The organism is Helicobacter salomonis (genome assembly GCF_900197775.1).
GTDB classification, from domain to species: domain Bacteria; phylum Campylobacterota; class Campylobacteria; order Campylobacterales; family Helicobacteraceae; genus Helicobacter; species Helicobacter salomonis.
Window position 1 is genome coordinate 1 of record NZ_FZMA01000033.1, and the last position, 1,809, is coordinate 1,809.

Consider the following 1,809-nt stretch of genomic DNA (forward strand, 5'->3'; position numbering starts at 1 on the left):
CCCCTAGCCCCACCAAAATACTCAAGGGGGTGAAATAATGCGTCTGTAATGCTGGACTTCTCAAAGGCGACCCTAGAGAGGTATTGGCGTGCACTCTTGGGGAGTTTTTCATAAGGGACATTCTCCTTAATGGCCTCTTGAATAAGCTGGTGATAGCCTAATTTTTGCAGCTTTAAAGCTTGGGGTTCTGACATTCCCAATCTCAAGGCCTGCATGACATCCTCTTTAATGCCCGCTTGTTGCTCTAACTTATGGGCTCTATCCTCCAAGGCTTTGAGAATGGCTTGGGGGTCTTTTTTAGAGGGGGTACCCTGCTGCTGAGTGCTCTGTGTGGGTGTGCTGGGCGGAGTTGTAGAGCTCTGTGGTATAGAGTTCTCTGGGGCTTGAGCTTGTGTTTGTGCGCTTTTCTCTGTAGAGCTCTGTGGTGTAGGGTCGGTCTGTGTTGCGCTCTGTGCTCCTAGGGGGTTTTCTGCACTCTGGCTAGAGTTCTCTGCTTGAGGAGCACTGGGCTCAAAGCTAAATTCTTTAAAATGTTCTAAATCGTGGTAGAGGGCACGGGTGATCTGATCGGCACTAAAGCCTCTTTGCTGATAGAATTGTTCTAAGGCATCGTGGTTGAAATTGCTCTTTTGGGCTTTGATGAAGTCTAGCACTCGAGCCTTATCAATCCCATCTGCAGCCAGTCTCTTAAAATCTAAAGTTGCCATTTTTCCCCTTTATGGGGGTAGGATAGTCAGAAATGAAAAGAGAAACAAGGGTTAAAAACGCGTGATACGGAGCAGTAACCGTTATCTAAACTATTAAGCGGTAAGACTAACGCAAATTAAGGAAAAACTTGGCATCTGTGTGTGTGCAGAATGCACACACTAGCACGGGGAACGCCACAATGAAGTAACCCCATGCCTAAAGCCAAAGCGTTATTCTAAACTATTAAGCGGTAGGAAAAATGTGAATTAAGTTTATCTTGGCATCTTTGCGAGGCTAGAATAGCCTCGCTTAGCACGGAAAGCGTTACAACAAATTAACCCCATGCCTAAAGCAAAACCGTTATCAAAACTATTAAGCGGTAAGACTAACGCTTATTAAGTCTAAACGCTGCATCTTTGCGGGGCTAGAATAGCCCCGCTAGCACGGATAACGTCACAACAAAGTAACCCCATGCCTAAAGCCACACCGTTATTCTAAACTGTTAGACAGTAGACAAAATGTGAATTAAGTTTATCTTGGCATCTTTGCGAGGCTAGAATAGCCTCGCTTAGCACGGAAAGCGTTACAACAAATTAACCCCATGCCTAAAGCAAAACCGTTATTCTAAACTATTGAGCGGTAGGTGCGTGCCCCATGCTATGAAGCAGTAACCGTTATCAAAACTATTAAGCGGTAAGACTAACGCGCATTAAGGTAAACGCGATATCTGTGCGAGGCTAGAATAGCCTCGCTAGCACGCAAAACGTTACAATGAAGTAACCCCATGCTATACAAAGCAGGAACTATTATCAAAATTGTTAAGCGGTAGGGAAACGCGGGTTAAAAGATGTTACAATGAGGTAGCAGTGTTTGGCTTTTCTTGTGTGCATTTGGCGCAATGACTTTTGAGGTATTAACTCTTAGGTTTATGGGTTGGGATGTGCAGAGGGTGGCACTCCAGAAAGGAGAGCCAAACATGAGAGTTCTTCTCGTGGTGCTGCTGGTTTTAGTGGTCCTCGCACAACCGCTATATTAAACCAATGGGGGCACTGCCCCCTAACCACGGCACCATTGTAGCCCTGACCCCCTTAAAATCCTCTAAACCTCACAACTCCAAATGAT

Annotated in this window: 1 protein-coding gene; it reads right to left on the reverse strand. The window is 45.5% G+C overall.

Going from position 1 to position 1,809, the window contains the following annotated elements; all coding sequences use genetic code 11:
- The coding region (locus C6H04_RS05540) for a hypothetical protein (protein WP_158653819.1) at window positions 1-707 on the reverse strand (707 nt) is incomplete at its 3' end.
- Window positions 708-1,809: the final 1,102 nt, after the last annotated feature.